General features: G+C 65.9%; 17 protein-coding genes. 7 read left to right on the plus strand and 10 right to left on the minus strand.

Annotated features, from left to right (window positions below):
* Positions 1 to 12 precede the first annotated feature (12 nt).
* Genes HOP59_RS08535 through HOP59_RS08545 form a run of 3 tightly spaced genes read right to left on the minus strand, consistent with a single transcriptional unit; the run spans position 13 to position 5273 of the window.
* Entirely contained in the window at positions 13 to 1896 is a 1884-nt protein-coding gene (locus HOP59_RS08535) for a hypothetical protein (RefSeq protein WP_234253561.1), read from the minus strand.
* Complete coding sequence (locus HOP59_RS08540) at positions 1893 to 3278, minus strand: DUF4123 domain-containing protein (RefSeq protein WP_234253562.1); 1386 nt, start codon at positions 3276 to 3278, stop codon at positions 1893 to 1895. Before HOP59_RS08540 ends, HOP59_RS08535 begins: the two co-directional genes overlap by 4 nt.
* A gap of 3 nt (positions 3279 to 3281) precedes the next feature.
* Positions 3282 to 5273: a type VI secretion system Vgr family protein gene (locus HOP59_RS08545; RefSeq protein WP_234253564.1), complete on the minus strand. Its 1992-nt coding sequence runs from the start codon at positions 5271 to 5273 to the stop codon at positions 3282 to 3284.
* A 349-nt stretch (positions 5274 to 5622) separates the two neighbouring features.
* Between HOP59_RS08545 and HOP59_RS08550 the strand changes: the two genes are divergently transcribed.
* From HOP59_RS08550 to HOP59_RS08565, 4 genes are all read left to right on the plus strand, one after another.
* Entirely contained in the window at positions 5623 to 7401 is a 1779-nt protein-coding gene (locus tag HOP59_RS08550) for a PQQ-dependent methanol/ethanol family dehydrogenase (RefSeq protein WP_234253565.1), read from the plus strand.
* Between the two features lie 248 nt (positions 7402 to 7649).
* Positions 7650 to 9170 carry an acetaldehyde dehydrogenase ExaC gene (gene exaC, locus HOP59_RS08555; RefSeq protein ID WP_234253567.1) on the plus strand — a complete coding sequence of 507 codons (1521 nt, stop codon included), beginning with the start codon at positions 7650 to 7652 and terminating at the stop codon, positions 9168 to 9170.
* Between the two features lie 148 nt (positions 9171 to 9318).
* Entirely contained in the window at positions 9319 to 10347 is a 1029-nt protein-coding gene (adhP, locus tag HOP59_RS08560; protein ID WP_234253569.1) for an alcohol dehydrogenase AdhP, read from the plus strand.
* Positions 10348 to 10489: 142 nt separating this feature from the next.
* A complete protein-coding gene (locus HOP59_RS08565; RefSeq protein ID WP_234253571.1) occupies positions 10490 to 10909 on the plus strand; it encodes a secondary thiamine-phosphate synthase enzyme YjbQ in 420 nt (139 codons plus the stop codon).
* Between the two features lie 6 nt (positions 10910 to 10915).
* Here the strand turns inward: HOP59_RS08565 and dauA are convergent, their stop codons facing one another.
* Both dauA and betT read right to left on the minus strand, forming a co-directional pair.
* A complete protein-coding gene (gene dauA, locus HOP59_RS08570; RefSeq protein WP_234253572.1) occupies positions 10916 to 12622 on the minus strand; it encodes a C4-dicarboxylic acid transporter DauA in 1707 nt (568 codons plus the stop codon).
* Positions 12623 to 12808: 186 nt separating this feature from the next.
* Positions 12809 to 14854, minus strand: a complete 2046-nt coding sequence (gene betT / locus HOP59_RS08575; RefSeq protein ID WP_234253573.1) for a choline BCCT transporter BetT — start codon at positions 14852 to 14854, stop codon at positions 12809 to 12811.
* Between the two features lie 499 nt (positions 14855 to 15353).
* On the opposite strand from betT, the gene HOP59_RS08580 reads away from it, so the two are divergent.
* The 3 genes from HOP59_RS08580 (at position 15354) to HOP59_RS08590 (ending at position 18580) form a co-directional block, all read left to right on the plus strand.
* Complete coding sequence (locus tag HOP59_RS08580; RefSeq protein ID WP_010627056.1) at positions 15354 to 16553, plus strand: TRAP transporter substrate-binding protein; 1200 nt, start codon at positions 15354 to 15356, stop codon at positions 16551 to 16553.
* 114 nt (positions 16554 to 16667) lie between these two features.
* Complete coding sequence (locus HOP59_RS08585; RefSeq protein ID WP_234253924.1) at positions 16668 to 17264, plus strand: TRAP transporter small permease subunit; 597 nt, start codon at positions 16668 to 16670, stop codon at positions 17262 to 17264.
* On the plus strand, positions 17261 to 18580 hold the full coding sequence (locus HOP59_RS08590; protein WP_010627058.1) for a TRAP transporter large permease: 1320 nt from the start codon (positions 17261 to 17263) through the stop codon (positions 18578 to 18580). The genes HOP59_RS08585 and HOP59_RS08590 overlap by 4 nt, the downstream gene beginning before the upstream one ends.
* 77 nt (positions 18581 to 18657) lie before the next feature.
* Here HOP59_RS08590 and HOP59_RS08595 read toward each other — a convergent pair whose 3' ends face one another.
* From HOP59_RS08595 to HOP59_RS08615, 5 genes are all read right to left on the minus strand, one after another.
* Positions 18658 to 19302, minus strand: a complete 645-nt coding sequence (locus HOP59_RS08595; RefSeq protein WP_010627059.1) for a hypothetical protein — start codon at positions 19300 to 19302, stop codon at positions 18658 to 18660.
* A gap of 119 nt (positions 19303 to 19421) precedes the next feature.
* Positions 19422 to 20141 carry a response regulator gene (locus HOP59_RS08600; protein ID WP_234253574.1) on the minus strand — a complete coding sequence of 240 codons (720 nt, stop codon included), beginning with the start codon at positions 20139 to 20141 and terminating at the stop codon, positions 19422 to 19424.
* 12 nt (positions 20142 to 20153) lie between these two features.
* Positions 20154 to 21581 (minus strand): ATP-binding protein, encoded by a 1428-nt coding sequence (locus tag HOP59_RS08605; protein ID WP_234253575.1) that lies wholly within the window; start codon positions 21579 to 21581, stop codon positions 20154 to 20156.
* On the minus strand, positions 21578 to 24685 hold the full coding sequence (locus HOP59_RS08610; protein WP_010627062.1) for an efflux RND transporter permease subunit: 3108 nt from the start codon (positions 24683 to 24685) through the stop codon (positions 21578 to 21580). Before HOP59_RS08610 ends, HOP59_RS08605 begins: the two co-directional genes overlap by 4 nt.
* Positions 24682 to 25935 carry an efflux RND transporter periplasmic adaptor subunit gene (locus HOP59_RS08615; RefSeq protein ID WP_234253577.1) on the minus strand — a complete coding sequence of 418 codons (1254 nt, stop codon included), beginning with the start codon at positions 25933 to 25935 and terminating at the stop codon, positions 24682 to 24684. The genes HOP59_RS08610 and HOP59_RS08615 overlap by 4 nt, the downstream gene beginning before the upstream one ends.
* Positions 25936 to 25979 lie beyond the last annotated feature (44 nt).

Here is a 25979-nt window from a genome sequence, read left to right on the forward strand (position 1 = left end):
GAATATAGAAGCTTAAAACGGCACCCATTCGGGCTCCTTTGGATCCGGCTCCCAGATCGTCTTCCCATTGCCATCATCCCCTCTTGGGTTGGGATTGAAACCTTCAATATCTCCAGCTGCTTGCCGGTTGGAGTTGTCAATAGCGGACCTTACCCTGTCAAACAGGTCCGAGACTTGAGCTTCTCCTTCTAGCCTTGAGTCTGCAAGTCCTGTTTGTGATTCAATCCCCAAGCTTTGACTATCATCAGTGTCTTCTCCTCTTCTAAAGTCGACTTCAGCATAGGCTTCCCCACTGACCTTGACCCCTTCGAAGATATAACGCTTCTCCCTCACGCCATCGCGCGAGCGTACCTCCCAGGTCCAGGAGGTGTGAATGGAGCCGCGCGCACCTGCCTGGGCGGAGAGAATGAAGACCCGGCCCTCCACATGGAGCTTGAGTTCTGCCAGGCCCAGGATCTTCAGCTCTCCGGTGAATTCTTGAGCGATGCCATTGAAGATGGCCTCGCTCGGCTCACCCGAAGCGGGAATCCGGTAGGTGGCCACGCTCTCCCCACCGCTCCCGTTTACTGTGTGTGTCAACGATCCCATGGCGCTGAGCTGAAGATTACCCTGGATGGTAGCGTTGACGTTTTCACCTGCCTCCATACGCGCACGGGCATTCTGCACCATATCCCTGCCGGCGGGAGAAAGCAGTGCAGCCGAAACGGCTTCGATCAGGTCGATCCGCCCCGTGACGCCCACGCTCAGTGTGGAATTCAGACTGCCGATTTTGACTTCCAGGTCCGGACTGCCTGCGACCGGGGCGAGTTCGAATCCCGTTGGTTGGAAGGTGAGGGATTTACTGAGGATGACGCCCGAGCCCATGTTCGAGCTGTTGCGCCTGATACCGTCATTTGAGCTTCCCATGGAAATGTACCGATCCATGGTCTGAATGGTATTGACGATCATGCCCACAAGCCCCGGCGCATCGTTTTCTCTAGGAATGCTCTCTTGAGAATGCCCCGTCGAGTCGGCGCTGCCTTCCAGTGTCAGTTCATAGCGGCCGTACTGCCCGCTTAGTGTCCCTTTGGCCTCCACCTGAGCGGACACGCCATGGGTCATGAAGGACGTTTCCACGGCCAGGGTGACGTCGCCATCCAGCTTGGTGCAGGGATAGGGGATGACCGTCAGAGCTTCCTTGACATCCTTGCCCGGCCAGCACTGGTTCGGCTGAAAGCTCGCTCTTCCACCCTGGTTGTTCAGTGCATTGAGACTCATGAGGCTGTCAAAGGCCAACAGCGCCAGCGTGACGTCGTGAGGAATGAAATCCCCCAGCGCCAAGGCCAGACTCAAGTGCTGCTGATAGGCGACGGAAGCTTCGCTGGTACTTTCCGTAATCTGGTGCCGGCCATCCGCCAGTCCACTCGTCAACAGACAGGGTTTATCCGAGCGGCCTGCGAGACAATTTTCTTCTCCCTCCCAGTTTACCAACACGTCGGAAATGAGCTGAGTGCCTTGCAGTTCGGCAACGACCAGTAGGGTCGTGGCTCCATCGACGGGAGGCCATTCAACCTTGCGGGATGGGTGGCTCTTGTCAATCACGCTGCCAGCCTTGATGCAGCATCCGTCGTCCTGCGTGCACTGCACACAGGTGGCCGCAAATTCCGTGTCTGGCCCATCTTCCTCTGCTGAGCCACTAGTACGAGGAATGGGGCTTTCGGTTAGCGGCTGGCCGCCATTGAGCTGGTAATTCGCGTAGTGTCTCCGTACGGTTACCTGGGTTGTTTGGTCGACATTGCCATTCCCGTTTCTAAGCGCATGGCTCATGGACCGTAATGTCTGCTCGGCACTGGTAAACTTGTCCGGCTGATGCATGGCCAGGTAGGCAATGTCTTCAATCGTGGGCACATAGCTCATGACCGCTCCTCGCTGACGATGGGCCGAAAATTGTCGTTCTGCATCTCACTTTCCTGATCGCGATACGGTGCCAAGAGGGCATGCCTGATGCGCCCGCGGGGCAGCCACGCCTCCAGCAGGTCGCGCTTTCGCCAGCCGGCCATGTGCGGATGTTCGAGTATCTCCCTGGCGTCCGGGTGGTGCTGGAGGAAGTCGTCGCCCAGTTCCAGGCAGCACTTCGCCAGGGTCTTGATCTGTTGCTTCGAGACGAGCCGGTAGGTTTGCCCCAGCCTGCCGGCAGCCTCGACCGCGGCCAGGAGGTCCGCCAGCGGGGTCGTGGCATAGGGTTCCATGAGTTCCCTGGCCAGCTTGCGCTGTGCCCGGGTTGTCTGCAGGGCGCCGAAACGGGTGAACTCGGTTGGGTCAATGGCGAAGCTGCGCCCGGGGGTGATGGGAGTGGCCTCGCCGTGGCGCTCGGTCTCGGGGTCATTCAGCGCCAGCCGCAGCAGGCGCCCCTGTACTTCCTGGGGCGTGGCGGCGAAGTGGGGCGGGTCGCTGAGGTTGGCCGCGTCGGGCACGTTCATCAGGGGCGAGAGTCCGACGATGAGCGTGTCCAGCGGGGCCATGAGGGCGGCCAGTTTCCAGGGGGCCAGCGCCTGGGCCATGTCCAGCGCCACGCGCGGGTCGTAGAAGCGGAAGTAGACCGGGGCCTGGTCGTTGGCCGGGGTCCACAGCATGGTGAACTTGCGCAGGTGGCTGCGCAGCTGCTTCAGGGTGGCGTGGGACTGCAGCAGCAGGCCCCAGTGCTGCGCCTGGGGCAGGCCTGCCAGCCAGTGACGGATCTCGCTGTCGGGTTCGAGCCGGACCAGCCAGGGGGCGATGGCGCGGGTGGCGGCGTCGGTGGTGGCGTAGAGGCAGGCGCTCTGGACCTCGGCAGCGGCGAGCCGTTGCATGGCCTCGCGACAGTTGACGCCGTCGATCACCGCCCACAGCGGTGGCGAGGTGGGGGTGAAGAGGTCCGCCCAGGCGATCTCGTCGTAGCGGACCGGGGGCGGCGGCGGGCGGGAAGCCTCTTGTGGCGCTGTGGGTATCGACAGCAGTGGAAGCATCTCGCCGAAGGCTACCGGGGTACGCGGTGAGAGCGCCTCCGCCAGGTCGATCAGCGTTTTCGACATGCCTTCGCGGCGAAAGCGTTGCAGCAGGGTTTGCACTGCGTCGAGGCGTTCCAGCGTGAGTCCTTCGCCGTCGAGGGTTTGCTGCAATCGGGTGCGCATGTCGTCTTCCGATTCGGCCCGTACCACTACGGTGACCATGGCCTCGTCGGTAGCGGCCTGCCAGCGTCTCGCCGCCGGCGAGCCGGCACGCAGGTGGCAGCGCCCGGTCCAGTAGTCATAGGACGACATGGGTTACCCTAGCAGCGGGCAGTGGGAGACGAAGGGGCTGCCTTCTCCGGCGGCCGCTTCCAGCACGGCGGGAATGGGCGGCAGGGCGGCGGCTCCCGGGGAAGCGGAGCCGACGTTGAGATGCGGGGTGACGTCGACGCGACCGTCCGCAACGACCAGCGCGGCACCGCCCGCCACCAGGGTGATCTTCGCGGCGTCGAGCACGATCTCGCCATCGGCCTTGAGAGTGATGTCGCCCCCGGCGTGGGTCTGGAAGCTGCTGCCGACGCGCAGGCCGCGTTCGCCGTCGATCTTTTCACTGAGGTTGGCGCCGACGGTGACGTCGCGGTTGCCCTCGATGGTTTCGATGCGGTCGTTGGCGACGGCGAGAGTGGAGTCGTGGCCGATGGTGGCGCTGTCGTCGTACTCCACGCGCTTCTGCCGCGAGTTCTTGACGTGCAGCTCCAGGTTCTTCTGGGCATGCACGTAGATGAACTCTTCGCCGGCCAAGTCTTCGAAGGTCAGCTCGTTGCTGCCCTCACCCTGGTGGGTCTGGGTCTTGATGGTGGTGCGGGTCTTGTGGACGGGCAGCGGATAAGGCGGTAGGTTCGTCGCGTGGTAGGTACGCCCGGTGATCAGCGGCTGATCCGGATCGCCCTCGAGGAAGCTGACGATCACCTCATGGCCGATCCTGGGAATCGCCATGCTGCCGTAGCCGCTGCCGGCCCAACCCTGGGCGACCCGGATCCAGGCGCTGGCGGTTTCATCGGGCGCAGCGTCGCGGTCCCAGGGGAACTGTACCTTGACCCGGCCGTATTCGTCGCAGTAGATCTCTTCCCCTGCCGGCCCGACCACGAAGGCGATCTGGGGGCCGTCGACCCGCGGCTTGGGATTGGGCCTGGGGCGCCAGGCGATGTCGCCGGGGGTCAGCAACAGTTCGTTGTGGTAGCGCGTCATGCCCGCGTCGTCGGCCGCCCCCTGCTCACCGTTCAGGACGATACCGTCCTCTTCCAGGGCCTGGGGCTGCTTGCCGTAATGGGTGACCGCGATCAGTTGCCAGTCGCGGTTGAGGCTGGCGGCATCGTGGTCGGTCAGCTCGAAGCGAGCGCCGGGGGCAAACTCGGGCAGGTCGCTGATCGCCTCGGCCGTGAGTGCCTCGTGGCGCAGCGACTCGAGGCGCACGCGGGTGAAGGGCTGGCCGGAGGCATCCTGCTTGTAGCGGCCGGGATAGTCGTAGTGCTCGTAGCCCTGATCGGCGACGCCACGTTGACCGAGTGCTTCCACGTCCTGACCGACGTGTTCATGCAGCTGATCATAGGCGGGCTGCTTGAAGGAGTAATCCTTGAGGGTCGCCGAGGAGGGCGCCACCCGGGCGAGCTGGCGCAGTTGGCGCACGTGCCGGCTGGGCGCGGTGCCGCCGGCGCGGCTGTGATAGGTGCGCGGCCCGAGGTCGCCGAGCACGTGGGGCGCATCGGCGAACACCAGACGATGACCGCTGTCGCTGAACTCGTGGAAGTAGCACAGCCCCTCTTCGGCGGCCAGGCGCTCGATGAAGGCCAGGTCGGATTCGCGATATTGCACGCAGAACTCCCGAACCTCGGGTTCGCGTGTCACGGCGAAAGCGATGTCGTGCAGGCCACGCTCCGCGCACAGGGTCTCGATGATCACCAGCGGTGAAAGCTGCTGGAAAATACGCGAGTTCTGACGCAGCGAGAGACGCCACAGGGAGGGGCGCAGCACCAGCGAATAGAAGGTACGGCGATGGCCGCGGTCGCCGCGGCCGAACTCGCTGATCACCCCATGCACCCGGCGCAGCGGCTCGCCGTCCTGCCAGATCGTGAGACAGGCTTCGCGGTCGAGCAGCGCTGCGGCGTCCAGGTCACCGTGGCGGCTGGCCAGGTTGAGGATCAGTTCGAACGGCTTGGAAAGCGCCTCGCGGTGGATGAAGTCCACCACCGCCACGTCATCGACGCCGGGCAGGGTCAGGGTGAACTGCAGTCCGGTTGCGTGCGCCATGACACCTCCCTACGTCCGTGTTGCCGAGCATCGCGTGTACGCCCGATGCTGCATTAGTGGTTGCTTTAGCGAATGAGAAAAATACCATCCCCTCCCGGAAGCTTCTGTCGTTTTTCTCTGATCAGCGTGTAAGTAATGGCTGACAAAAAGGCGACGACATTGGCTATGCGACAGTATCGCAGCGATCTTTTCAATAAGAGTCTTACGACCAAGTGAGGAGAGCATGTCGTCCCTGTTGGCCATGGTTGGCCCGTTACACATGGCACACATTGAGTCGTGAAGCGCCTGGCAGGAGCGGCGCTGGAGCGAATAACAATCCTGTTGACCTACTGCCCCTCCGGAGAGCGTCATGACTCAGTCATTTCCCATCGGCAAGCTGTCTCGACCGTTTGCCCTGACGGCCCTTGCCCTGGCCATTTCCGCCCAGGCCCAGGCCGTCACCTTCGACGACATGCTCAACGACCACCTCGCCACCGATCAGGTGGTCACCAATGGCATGGGCCTGCACGGCCAGCGCTACAGCCCGCTGACGACACTCAATACCGACAACGTTCATCAACTCAGGCCGGTGTGGGCCTTCTCCTTCGGTGGCGAGAAGCAGCGGGGCCAGGAGTCCCAGCCGCTGGTCAAGGACGGCGTGATGTACGTGACCGGCTCCTACTCGCGTATCTGGGCGGTGGATGCCTATACCGGTGAACAGATCTGGCAGTACGAGGCGCGTCTGCCGGATGGGATCATGCCCTGCTGCGACGTGATCAACCGCGGTGCCGCCATCTATGGCGACAAGGTCTATTTCGGCACCCTGGACGCGCGTCTGGTGGCGCTGGACCGCGAGACCGGCCGGGTGCAGTGGATCAAGCGCGTGGCCGACTATCAGGCGGGGCACTCTATCACGGCGGCGCCCATCGTGATCGACGGCAAGCTGATCACCGGGGTGGCCGGAGGTGAATTCGGCGTGGTGGGCACGATCTTCGCCTTCGATGCCGAGACCGGCGACGAACTGTGGACCCGGCCGGTGATCGAGGGCCACATGGGCTACGTCTACGAGAACGGCGAAGCGGTGGAGCACGGCATCACCGGCGGCGAGGCCGGGCAGACCTGGCCGGGCGACATGTGGCAGCAGGGCGGCGGCGCCCCCTGGCTGGGCGGCTTCTACGACGCCGACACCCATACCCTGCTGATCGGCACCGGCAACCCGGCGCCGTGGAACTCTCACCTGCGCCCCGGCGACAACCTCTACAGCTCCTCACGGCTGGCCATCGATCCCGACGACGGCAGCATCAAGTGGCACTTCCAGGCCACGCCCAACGACGGCTGGGACTACGACGGCGTCAACGAGGTGATCTCGTTCGACTACGAGGATAACGGCAGCGTGATCAAGGCGGCGGCCACGGCGGATCGCAACGGCTTCTTCTACGTGCTGAACCGTGAGAACGGCGAGTTCATTCGCGGTTTCCCCTTCGCCGACAAGATCACCTGGGCGGAAGGCCTGGACGAGAGCGGCCGGCCGATCTTCACCGAGGGTGGGCGCCCGGGCAATCCGGCCGACGTCGAGGGCGAGCGCGGCGAGTCGGTGCAAGCCTATCCGGCCTTCCTGGGAGCCAAGAACTGGAACCCCATGGCCTACAGCCAGGACACCGGCCTTTTCTACATCCCCTCCAACGAGTGGATGATGGATATCTGGAACGAGCCGGTCTCCTACCGCAAGGGGGCGGCCTACCTGGGCGCTGGCTTCACCATCCGGCCCGCCAACGACGACTACATCGGCGTGCTGCGGGCGGTCGATCCGCGCACCGGCGAAGAAGTCTGGCGGCATGAGAATCGCGCCCCGCTGTGGGGCGGCGTGATGACCACCGCCGGCAACCTGGTCTTCACCGGTACGCCGGAGGGCTATCTCAAGGCATTCGATGCCACCACCGGCGAGGAGCTGTGGGGCTTCAACACCGGCTCCGGCGTGGTGGCGACGCCGATTACCTGGGAGATGGATGGCGAGCAGTACGTCTCGGTGGTATCCGGCTGGGGCGGTGCGGTGCCACTGTGGGGCGGCGAGGTGGCCGAGGTGATCAAGAACTTCAACCAGGGTGGCATGCTGTGGACCTTCAAGCTGCCGCGTGAGTACGCGCAGTAAGAGGGGGCGAAAGCGTTGCCCGCCGGGCCGCAACCGGGCCCGGCAGGCTACTACCAAAGGCCACCCCATCCTCCTTCAAATGAAGTATGGGGCAGGCCTTCAAAGGGTATCTACACTGGCTACAAGACTCGCTTCCTGGCGGGTCGGTCGAGTGAGCCGGGGCAGTACCCGACAGCACCGACGACCCGAAAGCAAGCAGCCTTTCTCTGCATTGCCGAGCAAGAACAACTCAATCAGGAGCTAGCATCATGATCTACGCCAATCCCGGTCAGCCCGGTTCCGTCATCACCTTCGAACAGCGCTACGGCAACTACATCGGCGGCGAGTTCGTCCCCCCCGTCAAGGGCCAGTACTTCGACAACGTCAGCCCGGTCAACGGCGAAGTGTTCTGCCAGATTCCACGCTCCACCGCCGAGGACATCGACAAGGCGCTGGATGCCGCCCATGCCGCCGCTCCTACCTGGGGCCGGACCTCCGCCACCGAGCGCAGCAACATCCTGCTCAAGATGGCCGACCGTATCGAGCAGAACCTGGAGAAACTCGCCGTTGCCGAAACCTGGGACAACGGCAAGGCGGTGCGCGAGACCCTCAACGCCGACCTGCCGCTGGCCATCGACCACTTCCGCTACTTCGCCGGCTGTATCCGCGCTCAGGAAGGCACCGCCGCCGACATCGACGCCAACACCGTCTCCTATCACTTCCACGAGCCGCTGGGCGTGGTGGGCCAGATCATCCCGTGGAACTTCCCGCTGCTGATGGCGGTGTGGAAGCTGGCCCCGGCCCTGGCCGCCGGCAACTGCGTGGTGCTCAAGCCCGCCGAGCAGACCCCGGCTTCCGTGCTCGAGCTGATGAAGCTGGTCGGCGACCTGCTGCCGCCGGGCGTGGTCAACGTGGTCAACGGCTACGGCGCCGAGGCGGGCCAGGCGCTGGCCACCAGCAAGCGCATCGCCAAGATCGCCTTCACCGGCTCCACCCCGGTGGGAGCGCACATCCTCAAGTGCGCCGCCGACAACATCATTCCTTCCACCGTGGAGCTGGGCGGCAAGTCGCCCAACATCTACTTCGCCGACATCATGGACGCCGAACCGGCGTTCATCGAGAAGGCCGCCGAGGGTCTGGTGCTGGCGTTCTTCAACCAGGGTGAAGTGTGTACCTGCCCGTCGCGGGCGCTGATCCATGAAGACATCTACGACGCCTTCATGGCCAAGGTCATGGAGCGGGTGGGCAAGATCAAGCGTGGCAATCCGCTGGACACCGACGTTCAGGTCGGCGCTCAGGCCTCCCAGGAGCAGTTCGACAAGATCATGTCCTACATGGACATCGCCCGCGAAGAGGGTGCCGAGTTCCTCACCGGCGGCGACAAGGAGAGCTTCGACCCGGCCTATGACAAGGGCTACTACATCCAGCCGACCCTGCTCAAGGGCAACAACAAGATGCGCGTGTTCCAGGAGGAGATCTTCGGCCCGGTGGTGGCGGTGACCACCTTCAAGGACGAGGCCGAGGCCCTGGCCATCGCCAACGACACCGAGTTCGGCCTCGGCGCCGGGGTGTGGAGCCGCGACATCAACGTCGCCTTCCGCATGGGCCGCGGCATCCAGGCCGGCCGCGTGTGGACCAACTGCTACCACCAGTACCCGGCTCACGCCGCCTTCGGCGGCTACAAGAAGTCCGGCGTCGGCCGCGAGACCCACAAGGTGGCGCTCGAGCACTACCAGCAGACCAAGAACCTGCTGGTCAGCTACGACATCAATCCGCTCGGCTTCTTCTGAGCCAGCATGTCGTGAACCACGCCGCCCGACCGGGCGGCGTCCTTCCTTTTTTTCGAGAGTGGCCCACCACTCCAGGCCCTGGCGATTGCGTTGATTCCGTCTTCGGCAACTGCCGTCCGACACGACAGGAGATAAGGAGAGCAAGGCTATGGACAAGACGATGAGAGCCGCCGTGGTGCGCAAGTTTGGCGAACCGTTGGCCATCGAAGAGGTCGAGGTACCGCGTCCCGGTCCCGGCGAGGTGCTGGTCAAGATCGCCGCCTCCGGCGTGTGCCATACCGACCTGCACGCCGCCCACGGCGACTGGCCGGTCAAACCCAATCCCCCCTTCATTCCCGGCCACGAGGGTGTGGGACACGTCGCCGCCGTTGGCGCCGGGGTCAAGCACCTGAAAGAGGGCGACCGCATCGGCGTACCCTGGCTGCACTCCGCCTGCGGCCACTGCGAGCACTGCCTGGGCGGCTGGGAAACCCTGTGCGAGTCGCAGCAGAACACCGGCTATTCGGTGAATGGCGGCTTCGCCGACTACACCCTGGCGGTGGCGGACTATGCCGGCCACCTGCCGGACAACGTCGGCTTCGTCGAAATCGCCCCGGTGCTGTGCGCCGGCGTCACTGTCTACAAGGGGCTCAAGGTCACCGACACCCGCCCCGGCCAGTGGGTGGTCATCTCGGGCATCGGCGGCCTGGGTCACATGGCAGTGCAGTACGCCAAGGCTATGGGGCTCAACGTGGCCGCCGTGGACATCGACGACGCCAAGCTGGCGCTGGCCGAGCGTCTGGGGGCCAGCGTCACGGTCAACGCGGCCAAGACCGACCCGGTGGCCTATCTCAAGAAGACCATTGGTGGCGCCCACGGAGTGCTGGTCACGGCGGTGTCGCCCAAGGCCTTCGAGCAGGCTCAGGGCATGGTGCGCCGCGGCGGCACCATCTCGCTCAACGGCCTGCCGCCCGGTGACTTCCCGCTGCCGATCTTCGAGACCGTGCTCAATGGCATCACCGTGCGTGGCTCCATCGTCGGCACCCGCCAGGACCTGCAGGAATCGCTCGACTTCGCTGGCGAGGGCAAGGTCAAGGCCACGGTGAGCACCGACCGATTGGAGAACATCAACGACGTCTTCCAGCGACTTCACGAAGGCAAGATCGAAGGCCGGGTGGTGCTCGATCTGGCCAGCTGAAAGATTGCTCTCTCGTCGCCTGAGCTGGCGGCGTTCAGGCGCGACCTCGGTCGCGCCTTTTTTTGCAGCTGATTTGGGCCTAGCCGACAGACCCGCTAGCATGGACGAACATCCGTCCAAGCCACCGACGAGGAGAGTCGCCATGTGGCATCAGCAGGAGCTGCGCCTGGCGCCGCGCTCGCGCGGCTTTCACCTGATCACCGACGAGATAACCAGGGCGCTGGCCGAGTTGCGCGAGGTGAGGGTCGGCCTGCTGCACTTGCAGCTGCTGCACACCTCGGCCTCGCTGACCCTCAACGAGAACGCCGACCCGGACGTGCGTCACGACCTCGACGCCTTCCTGCGCGAGCGTATCCCGGGGGATCTGCCCTATTTCCGCCACACCCTGGAGGGGCCGGACGACATGCCCGCCCACGTCTGCGCCAGCCTGCTCGGCACCCAACTGACCCTGGCGGTGCGCGACGGCCGCTTGGCGCTGGGCACCTGGCAAGGCATCTGGCTCGGCGAGCACCGAGACCACGGTGGCGCGCGGCGGCTGATCGCCACGCTGCAGGGCGAGTAGCGCGTTTCAAGCGGCCGGCGTGGCTAGCCACTGCTCGGCCAGCCGGCGGGCCTGGGCGGGCTGGCGCACGGCGGCCAGACGACCGGCCTGACGCTTGACCCCGGCACGCTTGAGCTTGAGCACCATGCGCGCCGGCATACCGATGAAGATCAGCCCCACCTGGCGCGTACTCAGCTCCTCGACCAGCGACTGCAGGGCGACGATGGCGGTGGCATCCAGGCTCGGCACGTCGCGCATGTCGAGCATCACCACCCGCACGTCGGGGTCCACCACCCGCAGCGACGATACGGCCTTCTCCGCGGCGCCGAAGAACAGCGGTCCGTTGATGTCGTAGAGCGCCACCTGACGGGGCAGGTCGCGGCTCTCCTCGTCGAGGCCCGGTTCCAGGCGTCGCGCATGGGTCAGGTGGGCCATGCGGCGAATGAACAGCGCCGCGGCAAGGCCGATGCCGACCGCCACCGCCAGCACCATGTCGAACACCACCGTGAGCAGGAAGCAGATCACCAGGATGGCGACGTCGCTGCCCGGCGCGCTCTTCAAGGTGTGCATGAAGTGGCGCGCCTCGCTCATGTTCCAGGCGATGATGAACAGCAGCGCGGCAAGCGCCGCCATCGGCACCAGGGCCAGCACGCCCGCCAGCGCCACTACCGCCAGCAGCACGACCAGCGCATGAATCACCGCGGCCAGCGGCGAGAAGGCGCCGCTGCGCACGTTGGTGGCCGTGCGCGCCAGTGCCGCGGTGGCGGTGATGCCGCCGAAGAAAGGTGCGGCAATGTTGCCCAGCCCCTGGCCGATCAGTTCGGCATTGGGGTCGTGGCGGGTGCGCGTCAGGCCGTCGGCCACCACCGCGCAGAGCAGCGACTCGATGGCCGCCAGCATGGCGATGGCCAAGGCCGGGCCGAGCAGCTCGCGGATTAGGGCGAAATCCACCGTGAGCGGCAGACCGTCCGGCCCCGGCAGCCGCCAGGGCATCACTAGACCGGGGGCGAAGGGCGGAATGCCGCTGCCGCTCTGGCCCTGGTATTCCCAGCTGAAACGCGAAGCGATGGTCTCGATTTCCATGCCCCACCAGGTGGCGCCCAGGGCAACCAGCGTGCCCACCGCCAGTCCCACCAGCGGCGCCGGCACCGGCAGCTTCAAGCGCGGCCACAGGATCAGCGTGGCCAGCGTGATCAGGCCGATACCCAACTCGGCCGGCGCCACCCCCGGTGCGGCGCGTACGATGGCGGCCAGGTTGTGCAGTGTGCTGTCGCCGAGCTCGACGCCGTCGAGCCCGAGAAAGTCGGGCAGCTGCAGCAGCGCGATCACCACGGCGATGCCGGCGGTGAAGCCGAGCACCACCGGATAGGGCACGAACTGGATCAGGTTGCCCAGGCGCGCCAGCCCCAGCGCCACTAGGATCAGCCCTGCCATCAGCGTGGCGATCAGCAGCCCGCCGAGCCCATGACTGGCGACGATGGGGAACAGGATGACCACGAAGGCGGCAGTGGGGCCGGAGATATTGAAGCGCGAGCCGCCGGTGAGGGCGATGATGGCACCGGCCACGATGGCGGTATACAGCCCATGCTGTGGCGGCACACCGGTGGCGATGGCCAGAGCCATGGAGAGTGGCACCGCGACGATACCGATGGTCAGACCGGCCAGCAGGTCGCGCTTGAGCTCGGCCAGGCCGTAGCCTTCCCGCCAGGCGGCGAGCAGCGCGCTGCCGGGCATGGGGAATCGAAAACCGGATGGGAGGCGGGAGCGGGCCATGGCGATACCGAGAGAGGTGCAAGGTAACGATAACGTTACTCCCGCATATTGCGTCGCCACAAGGCGGCCAACGTCTATGCCATGTTCAGGGAGCAAAAGAAAGCGGCGACACCGTGAGGTGTCGCCGCGCCAGGCCAAGCGAGCCGATCAGGCCGGGCTGGCGTCCGCCGGCGGCTCGCCCACCGCTCCCGGCATGGCCTGCACGCTGCCGCCCTCGTCGGCCAGGGCCAGGAAGTGCAGATGGCGCTCGTATTCCGAGAGCACGTCGGCGATCACCTGACCGCGGGTGAAGCCGTTGAGATCCTTCTCCTGGCCGCCCTCAGCCAGATAGACGTCCAACCGCACGTAGTAGTCGTCGTCCGCCGGCAGGAAGCTCGGCGTGCGCATGCGGTGCGGGCACACCTGATAGACGAAGCTGGCGGCATTCTCCAGATCCACCTGCAGGGTCAGGCAGGGCAGCGCCTCGCCTTCGAGCTGCTCCTCGCTGACGTTGGCCTCCTGGCCGCGGCTCTCCAGCTCCTGGGCGAACTGTGTGAGTGCCGGACGAATGGCGTGCTCGATAGTGGCGGCAGCGCCCGCGCGGGTAGAGGTGTCCAGGGCGCGGTCGAGACGCTCGCGCCAGTCGCCGCCCGGGGCGGTGCCGGCGATGCGGCTGCGCGCTTCGGCCTTGCTGCCCTCCAGCTTCAGCGCTTTGTACATGCCGAGCATGATGGCGAATATCACCAGCGAGAAGGGCAGTGCGGTGATCACCACTGCGCTCTGCAGCGCCGCCAGGCCACCTGCCATCAACAGCGCCACCGTCACCAGGCCGATCACCGCCGACCAGAAGATGCGCAGCCTGATCGGGGCATCGTGGTTCACGTCCGACAGGATCGAGGTGAAGTTCGCCAGTACCAGCGCGCCGGAGTCGGCCGAGGTGATGAAGAAGACGATGCCGAGAATCGTCACCACTGCGGCGGTGATACCGACCCAGGGGTAGTATTCGAGCAGCGTGTACATGGTGGTCTGTGGGGTATTCAGGGCCTGTTCGCCGAGTTCGACGACGCCCTGATTGGCCACCAGTTCGATGCCGCTGTTACCGAACACCGACATCCACACCATCATGAACGCCAGCGGAATGCCCAGCGCCCCGGCAACGAATTGACGGATGGTGCGACCGCGGGAGATACGTGCCAGGAACAGGCCGACGAAGGGCGTCCAGGCGATCCACCAGCCCCAGAAGAAGATCGTCCACCACATTTTCCACTCGTTGGCCTCTTCGCCGGCGAAGGCGTAGGTGTTGAAGCTCATGGCCACGAAGCTGGAGAGGTAGTCACCGGCGTTGTTCACCGCCATGTCGAGCAGTTGCAGGGTATGACCCTGGAACAGCACGAACAGCAGCAGCGCGAGCGCCAACAGCATGTTGAACTCCGATAGCCGGCGGATGCCCTTCTCCACCCCACTGACCACCGAGATGGTCGCGAGTACCACTACCAGCGCGATCAGGACGACCTGCACCGAGAGGCTCTCGGGCACGTCGAACATGTAGGCCAGGCCGTAGTTGAGCTGCATCACGCCGATACCGAGGCTGGTAGCGATGCCGAACACGGTGGAAATCACCGCGGTGATGTCCACGGCGTTGCCGATGGGGCCGTGGATGCGCTTGCCCAGTAGTGGGTAGAGTGCGCTGCGGATGGCCAGCGGCAAGCGGTGGCGGTAGCTGAAGTAAGCCAGCGCCATGCCCATCAGCACGTAGAGCCCCCAGCCGGAAAGCCCCCAGTGCATGAAGGTCTGGACCACGGCGGCGCGCATCGCCTCCTGGCTTTCGGGAGGCAGCTCCGGCGGCATCAGGTAGTGGGCCACCGGCTCGGCGACGCTGAAGAACAGCAGGTCGATGCCGATGCCTGCGGCGAACAGCATGGCCGCCCAGGAGAGCGTCGAGAACTCTGGTCGCGAGTGATCGGGACCGAGACGGATGCGGCCGAAGCGCGACATACCGATGGCAATCACGAAGACCAAGTAGACCAGCACCGCCAGCATGTAGTACCAGCCGAAGGTTTCGCTGACCCAGGCCAGGCCGGCGTCGAAGAAGGCGCCGGCCTGATCGGTGAAGGTCATGGTGAGGACGAGGAAGACCAGTATGCCGGCCATCGAGCCGTGGAAGACCACGGGGTTGAGCCGATCGCGACGCTCGCTGGGTAGGTTCTGCGCCATGTAGGCGAACTCCATTCCGAAGTGAATGAACCCTTCCGCCAATCCCTGTCGAGACGCGCTCTAGATTGTTTCTCGACAATCGAAAGCACGCCTGAGGACCACTCAATGTTTCAGACCTGACGGGGCCGTCGGCGACTACCGAAGCCGAAAGGAGATCGTTCGTACGCCGCTGCGGCGGAATTGGATGATGGCGTCAGGGCTGACAACTTCATGGCGGAAAGCCGCTCTTATTTTTGAATGAACGTTCAAATAAAATACGCGCTTTGCCTGTGCCCTTCAACCCTGCGTTAACAGATTCGGGCGAAACGTTAACTGAGCCTACGCAAAGTTCGCTTGCAGGCTTACTTACCCCAGCTATACCTGATGTAACCGACTGCAAGTCAGGGAACACGCACGCTATGCCAGTATCGGCATGGATGCTTTCGGGAAGACCGCTCGGACCGGTGCCGGCTCGAGCGGGTAAGAAGTACAACGATAACGATTGTTTCCGGAGTATCTGATGGCTCATGAAAAGAAAGCGCCCGCGGCCCAGGCCGGCGGGCAGAGCGCCAGCGACAGCAAATCCACCACCGACACCTCGCGTCGTCGTTTCCTCACGGGATCGGCAGCGGCCGTGGGGGCCGGGGCGGCCGCCGCGGTGGGCTTCCCCAGTATCGCCGTGGCTCAGACCACTACGCTGCGCTTCCAGAGCACCTGGCCCAACCAGGATATCTTCCACGAGTTCGCTGCCGACTACGTGCGCATCGTCAACGAGATGTCCGGCGGTCGCCTGCGCCTCAACCTGCTGCCGGCCGGTGCCGTGGTCGGAGCGCTGCAGTTGCAGGATGCGGTGATCTCCGGCGCGCTCGACGGCGGCCATGGCGTGACGGCCTACTGGTACGGCAAGCACAAGGCCTTCTCGCTGTTCGGCACGCCACCCCCCTTCGGTTGGGATGCCCATCAGTTCCTTGCCTGGTACTGGACTGGAGGCGGTATGGAGCTCTACGGCGAACTGCTGGAGATGCTCGAGCTGCCGCTGGTGGGCTACCAGACCGGCCCCATGCCGACTCAGGCGCTGGGCTGGTTCAAGGAGCCGATTCGCAGCGCCGACGACCTGCGCGGGCTCAAGTACCGCACCGTGGGCCTGGCGGCGGACCTGATGCGTGAATTCGGTGCAGCCGTGACCATCATGGGCGGTGGCGATATCGTGCCGGCCATGGATCGTGGCCTGCTCGACGGCGCCGAGTTCAACAACCCCTCGTCGGACCGGCTGCTCGGCTTCCCCGACGTCAGCAAGACCTGGATGCTGCGCAGCTATCACCAGGATTGCGAGGCCTTCGAGATCATCTTCAACAGGAACCGGCACGACAGCCTGCCCGAGGAGTTCCAGGCCATTCTGCAGTATGCCGCCAAGGCGGCCTCTTCCGAGATGTACTGGAAGGCCATGGAGCGCTATCCGCGCGATCTCAACGGTATGCGCGAACAGCAGGGAGTACAGACCTACATCACACCCGACTCGGTGCTGCAGGCCCAGCTCGAGGCGTGGGACAAGGTGATCGAGAACGAGTCCCGCGACGAGTTCTTCAGGAAGGTAGTCGAGCATCAGCGGGAGTATTGCGAGCGCGTCGTGGGCTACCACCTCGAGCACACCACGCCCAAGGAGCCGGCGTATGTGCACTTCTACGGCAAGTCGCCCACCGATACCTCAACCATCCTGTGAGCCACCGGGCCTGCGGGCCCGGATCGGCATGTTGCCCCGGTTCAGGACGCTGCCGGGTTCATGTTCCGTCCTGCGCCACCCCGATGGGTGGCGCAGGGATGGTGAGAGGTGACCATGCGTTTCGTGTTCTTCATCGACCATCTCAGCACCTGGGTGGGCAAGACCTTCGCCTGGGCGATCCTGATCCTGACCCTCGTGGTGAGCTACGAGGTCTTCATGCGCTATGCCATGGGGGCACCGACCACCTGGGCCTATGACACCAGCTACATGCTCTACGGCACCCTGTTCATGATGAGCGGCGCCTATGCGCTGGCCCACAACGCCCACGTGCGGGCCGACGTGGTGTCGCGCTATTTCCCCATCCGCGTCCAGGCCGGGTTGGAGCTCGCGCTCTACCTGCTGTTCTTCTACCCCGGCATCTTCGCGCTGGTGTTCTACGGCTGGGACTTCTTCGCCATCTCCTACCGTCAGAACGAGCACAGCTCCTATACGCCCGGGGGCCCGCCCATCTGGCCCTACAAGTTCGTGATTCCCGCCTGCGCGGCGCTGCTTGCCCTACAGGGGGTGGCGGAAGTGACGCGCTGCGTGATGTGTCTCATACACGGCAAGTGGCCGCGCCGGCTGGGTGACGTGGAGGAGATCGCCATTCCCATCAACAAGGAGGCGGAGATCAAGGCCGCCCAGGAAAAATCAGGGGAGCCCCGCCAATGAGCGAGCCGGAAATCGGTATCCTGATGCTGGGCATGCTGATCGTGCTGATCATGCTCGGCTTTCCCATCGCCTTCACGTTGATCGCCATGGGCATCGGCTTCGGCTACTTCGCCATCGGCGATATCATCTTTTCGCTGCTGGTGCAGCGCGCCTATGGGGTCATGTCCAACGACGTGCTGATCGCCGTGCCGCTGTTCCTCTTCATGGGCTACATGGTGGAGCGGGCCAACATTCTCGACCGGTTGTTCGCCAGCCTGCAGCTTGCCGCTCGCGGCATGCCCGCCTCGCTGGCGGTGGCCAGCCTGATCACCTGCGCGCTGTTCGCCACTGCCACCGGCATCGTCGGCGCCGTGGTTACGCTGATGGGGCTGCTGGCGCTGCCTGCCATGCTCAACGCCGGCTACGACAAGCGCATGTCGAGCGGCGTGATCTGTGCCGGGGGCTGCCTCGGGATTCTGATCCCGCCGAGCATCATGCTGATCCTCTACGGGGCGATGGCCGGGGTCTCGGTGGTGCGTCTCTACGCCGCGGCGCTGATTCCCGGGCTGCTGCTGGCGGGGCTGTACATCGTCTACGTGATGGGGCGGGCGATGATCAACCCCAAGGTGGCGCCGAAGCTGCCGGCGGAGAAGCTCGACGTGCCGCTGGGTGAGGTGTACTGGGGGCTGTTGACCTCGTTCGTGCCACTGTTCGTGCTGATCATGTCGGTGCTGGGGGCCATCCTCTTCGGCCTGGCCACGCCGCATGAGGCCGCGGGTATCGGTGCACTGGGCGCCATTTTACTGGCGGCGGCCTACCGCCAGCTGACCCTGGCGCGGCTGCGCGAGGCGGTGTTCCTCACCGCGCGTACCAGCGCCATGGTGTGCTGGCTGTTCGTCGGCTCGTGGATCTTCTCCTCGGTGTTCTCGCTGCTCGACGGCCATTCCCTCATCGAGCACTGGATCAGCGGCATGTCATTGACGCCACTGCAGTTCCTGCTGCTGGCGCAACTGCTGATCTTCATCCTGGGCTGGCCGCTGGAATGGACCGAGATCATCATCATCTTCGTGCCGATCTTCCTGCCGCTGCTGCACTTGTTCGGCATCGACCCGCTGTTCTTCGGCGTGCTGGTGGCGCTCAACATCCAGACCTCGTTTCTGACGCCACCCATGGCGATGTCGGCCTTCTACCTGAAGGGCATCTCGCCCAAGGGCATCGAGCTCAACGACATCTTCATCGGTATCGCCCCGTTCCTGCTGCTGGTGTTCGTGGCCATGTTCATTCTCTACATGGTGCCGAGCATCGTGTTCTGGCTGCCGGGAGTGCTCTACAACTGAGCGAGGCGAGGGGCGCAACGCAACAGGCCCGGCGCAATGCCGGGCCTGCTCGTGTCATACCTGGTGCCGCTTGGCAATCAGCCGCGGCCGTGATGCTTGTGGCCCTTGTGCTTGCCCTGCTGCATGAAGGCTTCGAGAGCGTCGATCTGCTCTTCGGTGAGCACTTCCGTCAGGGCTTCACGATGCTCGTCGCGCAGCTCCTGCCAGGCCTCGCGGCGCTCCTCGCGGGAGTCGAACTCCTGTCCGCGCAGCTCCTGCATGTCGGCATACAGGGATTCGCGCAGTTCGGTCAGCCGCTCACGCTCCTCGTCGGAGAGCTCCCAGCTGTCGACCAGGGTGGTCAGACGTTCCTGCATGCTCTGACGACGCTCACCGCCGCGCTCGGCGCGGTGCTCCTGGCGCATCTCGCGCTTGGCCTCGCGCAGGGCTTCACGCTGCTCCTCGTCGAGGATCTCATCCATGCGCTCGCGGTGCTGCTCGTGCAACTCGCGCAGTGCCTGCATGTGCTCGCTGTGGGCCTCTTCCAGGGCGCTGCGGGTCTCCTCGTCGAGCCCGGCGCGCTCGAACAGGGCCTGACGGCGCTCCTGGAAGCGCTCGTGGCGCTGCTCGTGCCAGCCGCCTTCGCCCTGACCGGGAGCGGCCACCGCGGCCAGCGACATGGGGGCGATGGCCACGGCGAGCAGGGCGGGCATCAGCATGTTTCGGGTAATGGTACGGCGCATGCGAGTGACTCCTTCACGTTGAGTGGATGCTTGCAGTGTCGTACGGCCCTGTGCAATCAAGTTGCACGAAACGTGCAATGAGTATGGGTTCGGATGCCGATGCGGTACAAATGAGCCTCTTATTCCTCGGGTTGGTATTTGTAGCCCACCCCATACACCGATCGGATGATCTCGCGCTCGGGCCAGATGTCGGCGATCTTGCGCCGCAGCTTCTTGACGTGGCTGTCCACGGTGCGCTCGGAAACGATGCGATGATCGCGATACATGCGGTCCATCAGCTGATCGCGGGTGAAGATGCGACCGGGGGCCTGCGTCATCACCTTGAGCAGTTGATATTCCACCGCGGTGAGCCCCAGGTCCTGGCCGTCGGCCAGCGCGCGCCAGCCTTCGTCGTCGAGGGTGAGCTGGCTACCGCCGGCCGCGGCGGGGTCGCGCAGCGCCTGACTACGCCTCAGCACCGCCTTGACCCGGGCCACCACCTCCCGCGGGCTGAAGGGCTTGCAGATGTAGTCGTCGGCGCCAAGCTCCAGGCCCAGCAGGCGGTCGACCTCCTCGACCCGCGCCGTGAGCATGATGATGGCAACGCCCGGCCAGCGCTGGCGAATCTCGCGGCACAGGGTGAGGCCGTCGGTGCCGGGCAGCATCAGGTCGAGCAGCACCAGGGCGGGCAGCCGTTCCTCGCCGGCTCGCTCATGCAGCCATGGCAGCACCTGATCGCCGTGGTCGATGTGCTGGGTGGCGAAGCCGCTGCCCTCCAGGTAGTCGGCCACCAGGCGGGCGATCTTGGGTTCGTCCTCGACGATCAGCAGGGTGTCGCGTGGGGCGTCGGAGTCATGCATGGGCGCTATTCCTCATGGGGTTCGCTCATCGGCCACCAGGGCGGGAAACTCAAGGGTCCAGCATAACCCACCCAGCGGCGAGGGTGAGGCCTGCATGGTGCCGCCGTGACTCTTGACCAGTGCGCTGGCGATGGAGAGTCCCAGTCCGCTGCCGCCGCTGGCGCGACTGCGCGAGCCCTCGACCCGGTATAGGCGTTCGGTGAGGCGCTCCAGCGATGCTTCCGGCACGCCTGGCGGGCTGTCCTGCCAGGTCACGCGTACTCGCTCCCCGTCCTGAGTCAGGCTGACGTCCAGTTGGCCCGGCGAGGTGGTATAGGCACAGCTGTTGTCGAGCAGATTGGTCCACAGTTGGCGCAGGCGCCGGGTATCGCCGCGGATCCAGGCCGGGCCCTGGATCGACGTGGTGAGCGTCATGCCGCAATCCCCTAGCCAGCCGCCGGCCTCCTCGAGGCGCGAGGCCAGGCTGGCCGCCAGGTCGAGCGGTGCCAGTTGCACCTCGAGGGCGCCGGCATCGCTCTGGGAGAGCAGGCGCAGGTCGGCGACCAGACGCTCGAGCTGACCCACCTCCTGGGACAGCGAGTGCAGGTTGTCTTCGTTGAAGGGACGGATGCCGTCCTGCATGGCCTCGATCTCGCCGCGCAGTACCGCCAGCGGCGTACGCAGCTCGTGGGCGATGTCCGATACCCAGCGACTGCGGGCCTCGCGGCTGGCCTCCAGGGTGGCGGCCAGCATGTTGAAGTCGCGGGCCAGGCGAGAGAGTTCGTCGCGGCCGCGCTCCGGCAGGCGGGCGCTGTAGTCGCCTTCGATCAGGCTGCGCGTGGCGAGCGCCATGCTGCGGGTGCGTCGGCCCAGCCACCAGGCCAGCCCACCTGCCAGCAGCAGCGAGGCCAGGCCGAGGGAGGCGACGATGATGCCCAGGTTGCGCTGCTGGCGCGCGAGGAAGATACGATCCATGCGCGCCATCAGCTGCTGCGGCGGGCGATAGCCCAGGGTGCCGACCCGCTGACCGCGATACTCGATGGGCAGCCAGTGGAGCTCGGCGGCCATTTCCTGGTCGTCCGGCGGCAGGCCGATCACCGGCAGGCCCTCGGCATCGTGCAGCACGAAGTCGCGGGCATCGCCCAGGCGTCGCTCGATGCCATGGGGCGGCTGACGCTCGCCCGGCCACAGCTGCTGGCGCACCAGCCGCTCCCAGGCCGGCGGTGAGTCGCGCAGCCACTGCCAGCCGCCGCGGCGTGCCCACTCCTGGCCCAGCCCCTCGGCCAGGGTTTCGGCACGCTGCACCTGGGTGGTCTCGAGATAGTCGAGAAAGCCCCGGTCGAGACTGCGCGACACCGACAGGAAGACCAGCCCGGCGATCGCCACGTTGACCGACAGGATGATGACGAACAGCTTGACGCCCAGATGAGAGAACGGGGCGCGGAGCAGGCGCGGCCTCATCGGGTCGTCTCCTGAGTGGTAACGGTAGTGGTCAGGCGTTCCCATCGCTCGCGCAATCCTTCCAGCATCAGATAGAGACAGGGTACCAGCACCAGCAGGATCACGGTGGCGAACAGCATGCCGAAGCCCAGCGAGATGGCCATGGGAATCATGAAGCGGGCCTGGCGCGAGGTCTCGAAGATCATCGGGGCGAGCCCCAGGAAGGTGGTCAGGGTGGTCATCATGATCGGGCGCAAGCGCCGGGTCGCCGCGGCGACTATCGCCTCGCGGGCGCCGAAGCCTTCGCGCCGGCGCCGGTTGGCGTAGTCGATCAGCACCAGAGCGTCGTTGATCACGACTCCCGAGAGCGCCAGCATGCCCATCAGGCTGATCACCGAGAGGCCGAAGCCCATGATGGCATGGCCGGCCATGGCGCCGATCACGCCGAAGGGGATCGCCGCCAGCACCAGCAGCGGCTGCAGGTAGCTGCGAAACGGAATCGCCAGCAGCGCATACAGGGCGATCAGCGTCAGCCAGGTGGCGTGACTCAAGGCGGAGACGTTCTCGGCGGTCTCCTGCTGGCGGCCACCTAGGGTCAACTCGAGCCCCGGCCAGGCCGCTTGCAGGGCGGGAAAGACGTCCGCCTGCAGGGTGGCCACCACCTGGTTGATCTGCGCGTCGCTCTCGGTATCGGCGGTGACGCTGATCTGGCGCCTGCCGTCGACGCGCTGCAGGGTGGTTGCCGCACGACCGAGATGGATCTCGGCGATGCGCGCAAGCGGCACCACCTGACCATCCGGCGTGCGAATCGGCAACTGGTGGAGATGGCCCAGACTGTCGCGCTCCTCACTGGGCAGACGCACTGCCACGCTGATCTCGTGTCGCCCGACGAACTGCTCGATGGCGGTGACGCCCTGCAGCGGGCCGCGCAGCTGAGCGGCCAGGTCGGCGCCGGTGAGACCCAGCGCCCGGCCTTCCGGCGCCAGGCGCAGTTCGAGCTGAGGCTTGCCGTCGGCCAGACCGCTGTCGATGTCGGTCAGACCCTCGAACTCGGTCAGCTCGTCGGCCAGCCGGGTGGCGGCGGCTTCCAGCGCGCGGCTGTCGGGGTGCGACAGGCGCAGAGTGAGGCCGGCACCGGCGCCAGGGCCACCGAAATCCGACTCGAAACGTACCGCCTGGGCGCCCATGATGTCGCCTGCCTCTTCGCGCCACTCCCGCGCGACTCGCGACGGCGGCCAGGCATTGAGGCTGTCGCGCTCGATGGTCAGGCGCACGTTCAAACGGTCGCCGTCGATCTGGGCGCGGCTGGCGGCGAAGCGTGGGCCATCGTCGCGCTCGCTCAGCGCCATGGCGGCATCGAGCAGCTGATCGCGAATGCGGCGATCGTCGGCGATGGGGCTGCCCACCGGCAGGGTCACCGTGGCCTGAACCCGGTCGGACTCGACCCGCGGCATCAGCGAGAAGCCCATGCGACCGCTCAAGCTCCAGGCGATGGCCAGGGCCAGCACGGCGATGGCCAGGCTCACGGTGAGCAGGCGCTGATTCAGGGCGCGCTGCAGAAACGGCTCGAAGCGCTGCTGGGTGAAGTGCGTCAGGCCGTTCTGCAGGGTGCGGCGCAGGCGGTCCAGCGGCCTGAGCCAGGGCGCCGGCTTGCGGCCACCGGCACGATGGGCCAGGTGCGCGGGCAGGATGAACAGCGCCTCCAGCCACGACACCAGGAACACCGTGACCACCACTACCGGGATGACGGCGAAGATCATTCCCAGGAAGCCCGGCAGGAACAGCAGCGGCATGAAGGCGACGATATTGGAGAGAATGGCGAAACTGATCGGCACCGCCATTTCGCGGGCGCCACGCACGGCGGCCTCGCGCAGAGAGTGGCCCTGCTCGCGATAGCTGTGGATGTTCTCGCCCACCATGATGGCGTCGTCGACGACGATGCCCAGCGCGATGATGAAGGCGAACATCGACATCATGTTGATCGACACGCCCAGCCACGGCAGGAACAGCATGGCGCCGAGGAAGGCGGTGGGGATGCCCAGGGTGACCCAGAACGCCAGACGCGCCTCGAGGAACAGCGCCATCAGCACCAGCACCAGCGCCAGACCCAGCCAGGCGTTCTTGAGCAGCAGGTCGAGGCGGTCGCGATAGATCTCCGAGGTGTCCTGGGACACGCTCAGATAGACCCCCTCGGGCAGGCCGGCACGCAGCCGTTCGAGCTGGGCGTGCACCGCATCGGAGATGCCGATCGGGGTCTGGTTGCCGATCTGGTACACCTCGAGGCTGAGTGCAGGAGCACCATTGTAGAGCACCTCGCGATCGGTTTCGGCGAAACCGTCCACCACCCGGGCGATGTCCCCCAGGCGCAGCTGACCGCCGTCGGTGGTGCCGATCAGCGGCAGCTCGGCGAATTCGCGAGCCTCGTCGCGGCGTCCCTGGTAGCGGATCAGCCATTCGCCCTCGGCGGTGGCCAGACGACCGCTGGCGAGATCCAGTGCCTCGTCGGCGATTCGCGAGGCCAGCCCGCGATGGTCGAGGCCATGCCGGCGCATCGCCTCCTCGTCGAGCAGGATCTGCACCTCGCGCTCGCGATTGCCCGCCAGCTCCACCCGCGAGATGCCGGAGGCGGCCTGCAGCTCGGCGCGCAGATCCTCGGCCACGTCGTGCAGTAGCCGGTCGTCGACCCAGCCGTGCACCTGCAGGTTCATCACGCTGCGCGCACGACCGGCAAGGCTGAAGCGCGGCGGGTCGGCGGCGGCGGGCAGGTTGGTGATGGCGTTGATCGCCTGCTGGATGTCCTGATAGGCGCGCATCACGTCGACCCCGTCGATCAGGGACAGGGAGACACGCCCGGCGCCCTCGTTGGCGGTGGCGGTCATCTCGTCGATGCCGTCGACGTCGGCCAGGGCTGCCTCCATGGGCAGCAGCAGGCTGCGCTCCACTTCCTCAGGAGTGGCGCCGGGATAGCCGATCGCCACGTGGACGATTTCCAGCTCGAACTCGGGGAACACTTCCTTCTTGATCGCAAGCGACGCCAACAGGCCACCGACGATCAGCAGCACCATCAGCAGGTTGGGAGCGACGCCGTGATTGACCATCCAGGCGATGGGACCACGGCGCATCATGAGCGGGACTCCCGACGCTCACCGGCGGGACGTTCGCTGTCGGCGATGCGTGAGCGCAGGCGCATGCCCGTGCGCGGCTGGCCCAACTGCGAGGTGACTACGCGTTCGCCGTCTTCGAGGCCATCGGCGATCAGTACCCGCGTCTCACCGCGATGTATCACGCTCACCGTGCGCCGACGCAGACGCTCCTCCTCGTCGAGCAGCCATAGCTCGTCACCCGGGCGCAGAGCGGCGGCAGGCAGCACGAACAGATCGTCCTGCGGGCGCGCTTCGAACTCCAGGCGCACCATATCGCCCAGGCGCAGGGCCGCTGCGCCGTTGTCGAGACCCAGCGGATCGTCGACCGCCACCAGCAGTTGGGCCTGCAGGCCCTGTTCCTCCAGCGCCGGCAGGATCGCGATCACCTCGCCGCGGCGAGTCTCGCCGCCGGGCCAGGTACGTGTCGAGAGCGTCACGCCGCTGCCCGCTCCGTTGGCGTCGGCGGCGTGCAGCCAGCCCAGCGCTTCGCCGGGCAGCGAGACGCGAATCCAGAAGCGCGAGACGTCGACCAGATGCAACAGCTCGGTGCCGTTGTTCACCATGCTGCCGCTGCCCAGCAGCCGCGATTGCACCATTCCGCGCCAGGGCGCGGTGAGGGTGGCCCGCTCCAGCTCCAGCCGTGCCCGGTCGCGGGCGGCACGGGCCCGTTCCACTTCGGCCTCGGCCTGATGAAGTTGCGGCTGACGCAGCACCAGCGCGCGGCGCTCGGCGGAAAGCTCGCGGCCGAAGCTGCGATACTCCGTCTCGGCCCGCTGCTGCTCGCCGCGCTCCATGGCCAGTGCCGCCTCGGCCTGGGCCAGCGCGGCCTCGGCCTCGCGCAGGGCCAGCCTCAGGTCGGCGTCGTCGAGTCGTGCCAGCACGCTGCCGGCCTCGACCACGCGGCCCGGTAGCGCTGCGTCAGTGAACTCGAGCAGTTCGCCGCTTACGCGGCTGGCCAGGTGCGCTTCGCGCTCGGCGATCACCCGGCCGAAGCCGTGCAGCGACGGCGCCGCTGCCTGACGCTGTGCCAGCACGGTGTCCACCAGCGGGGCGGGTGGCTCGACCGGTGCCCGGCGCTCGATGCGCGGCGGCTGCGAGACCAGCCACCAGGCCCCGGCCGCGCCTGCTGCCAGAACCAGCACGGCCAGCAGGGCGCCCAGGGTAAAGCGCCCCCGTTGACGGCGACCGGCGCGACCGGGAGAAGACAGGGAGAGCAGAGGTAAGGCTGGCATCGTGGGCTCGCGGCGAAGGGTGGGCCCATGCAGCATCTCGCAAG

This window comes from Billgrantia aerodenitrificans, from assembly GCF_021404405.1.
In the GTDB taxonomy this organism is placed as follows: domain Bacteria; phylum Pseudomonadota; class Gammaproteobacteria; order Pseudomonadales; family Halomonadaceae; genus Halomonas; species Halomonas aerodenitrificans.

Coding starts and splice junctions, on each gene's coding strand:
- exaC (WP_234253567.1), top strand. CDS start 7,650: ATGATCTACGCCAATCCCGGTCAGCCCGGTTCCGTCATCACCTTCGAA.
- HOP59_RS08540 (WP_234253562.1), bottom strand. CDS start 3,278: ATGTCGTCCTATGACTACTGGACCGGGCGCTGCCACCTGCGTGCCGGC.
- HOP59_RS08590 (WP_010627058.1), top strand. CDS start 17,261: ATGAGCGAGCCGGAAATCGGTATCCTGATGCTGGGCATGCTGATCGTG.
- HOP59_RS08605 (WP_234253575.1), bottom strand. CDS start 21,581: ATGAGGCCGCGCCTGCTCCGCGCCCCGTTCTCTCATCTGGGCGTCAAG.
- dauA (WP_234253572.1), bottom strand. CDS start 12,622: ATGCCCGGCAGCGCGCTGCTCGCCGCCTGGCGGGAAGGCTACGGCCTG.
- HOP59_RS08545 (WP_234253564.1), bottom strand. CDS start 5,273: ATGGCGCACGCAACCGGACTGCAGTTCACCCTGACCCTGCCCGGCGTC.
- HOP59_RS08550 (WP_234253565.1), top strand. CDS start 5,623: ATGACTCAGTCATTTCCCATCGGCAAGCTGTCTCGACCGTTTGCCCTG.
- HOP59_RS08615 (WP_234253577.1), bottom strand. CDS start 25,935: ATGCCAGCCTTACCTCTGCTCTCCCTGTCTTCTCCCGGTCGCGCCGGT.
- adhP (WP_234253569.1), top strand. CDS start 9,319: ATGGACAAGACGATGAGAGCCGCCGTGGTGCGCAAGTTTGGCGAACCG.
- HOP59_RS08585 (WP_234253924.1), top strand. CDS start 16,668: ATGCGTTTCGTGTTCTTCATCGACCATCTCAGCACCTGGGTGGGCAAG.
- betT (WP_234253573.1), bottom strand. CDS start 14,854: ATGGCGCAGAACCTACCCAGCGAGCGTCGCGATCGGCTCAACCCCGTG.
- HOP59_RS08610 (WP_010627062.1), bottom strand. CDS start 24,685: ATGATGCGCCGTGGTCCCATCGCCTGGATGGTCAATCACGGCGTCGCT.
- HOP59_RS08535 (WP_234253561.1), bottom strand. CDS start 1,896: ATGAGCTATGTGCCCACGATTGAAGACATTGCCTACCTGGCCATGCAT.
- HOP59_RS08595 (WP_010627059.1), bottom strand. CDS start 19,302: ATGCGCCGTACCATTACCCGAAACATGCTGATGCCCGCCCTGCTCGCC.
- HOP59_RS08600 (WP_234253574.1), bottom strand. CDS start 20,141: ATGCATGACTCCGACGCCCCACGCGACACCCTGCTGATCGTCGAGGAC.
- HOP59_RS08580 (WP_010627056.1), top strand. CDS start 15,354: ATGGCTCATGAAAAGAAAGCGCCCGCGGCCCAGGCCGGCGGGCAGAGC.
- HOP59_RS08565 (WP_234253571.1), top strand. CDS start 10,490: ATGTGGCATCAGCAGGAGCTGCGCCTGGCGCCGCGCTCGCGCGGCTTT.